The following is a 1000-nucleotide window of genomic DNA, read 5'->3' on the forward strand; positions in this document are numbered from 1 at the left end:
GCAGGCGCGCCGGCTCGACCACCTGGCCTCGGCCCCGACCCCCCAGTCCTCTCCGTTCTCCGCCCTCGGGGCTCCCGCTTTCGGCGGGCCCCCGCCGGCGGCCCCACCGGAACCGCGCCCGATCCTGGAACTGGAGGGCGAGGAGTACGAGGACGAACTCGACGCCCTGTCCGACTGGGTGGACGACTTCCTGATGCCCAGCTACGGCGCGGAGGTCACCACGGCGGCACCGTGGTGCCCGCGCTGGCAGGAACACGACGACGTGGTGGCCTGGCTCCACGCCCTGTGGCTCGCCTACCAGCAGCACAAGGACCCCGAGGCGGGCCCGTCCGGACTCCTGGTGTGGCACCGGGACTTCCTCACCCACACCATCGCGGCGATCCGCGCCCCCGGCGGGCCGCTGTCGGCGTGCATGACCTCCCCCGACCGTCCCGCGCACCGGCTCCTGCCCGGCCCGCCGCCCTCGATCCGAACGGAGGAGACCAACGCGGCCGAGGCCGGATCATCCGGTTCGACCGGGTCCGGGTCGTGAGCGCCGGGCGACCGGCCTTCGGCCTCAGCTTCGACCCACGGGCTCTGACCGACCTCCTCGGGGCCCCCGAGGAGATCCGCGACACCGCCCTGTCCCATCTCCGGGACGTGGTGAACGCCGAACGGCGGGGGCTTCGGCTGACCGGGGACCTGGAGGGATACCGCAAGCTGTTCGTGGATCCCCACAAGGAGTGGCGCCTCGTCTACGGTCTTCGCCCGGCACCGCAGGCCTCCGCGTACCGGGAGGAGGTCCACGTCGTCGCAGTTCGTCCCCGGGCCCGCAACGACGTCTACGACACCGTCGGTATCCGCCTGGGCATGTCCCGCCGGCCGCTGAGCGCCCGCGCCCACGCCGCCCGGGTCCGCTCTCCCCAGCTGACCGACCACCTCCCTCTTCGGCCCGCTCCGGCTGCCGCGATGCCGGGCCCGCCCCGTCCCGCGAGTTCGGCCGCGTAGTTGGCGGCGATGC

At 74.0% G+C, this 1000-nt stretch carries 2 protein-coding genes; both read left to right on the top strand.

All coding sequences use genetic code 11. The features are described 5' to 3' along the window. Positions 1-532: DUF4913 domain-containing protein (locus FNQ90_RS24650; protein WP_182608359.1), on the top strand; the 532-nt coding region annotated here is incomplete at its 5' end. Further along, positions 529-987 (top strand): hypothetical protein, encoded by a 459-nt coding sequence (locus FNQ90_RS24655; RefSeq protein ID WP_182608360.1) that lies wholly within the window; start codon positions 529-531, stop codon positions 985-987. The genes FNQ90_RS24650 and FNQ90_RS24655, both read left to right, overlap by 4 nt. The last annotated feature ends 13 nt before the right edge of the window (positions 988-1000 follow it).

It is taken from the genome of Streptomyces alkaliphilus, assembly GCF_014141535.1.
Taxonomy (GTDB): Bacteria; Actinomycetota; Actinomycetes; order Streptomycetales; family Streptomycetaceae; genus Streptomyces; species Streptomyces alkaliphilus.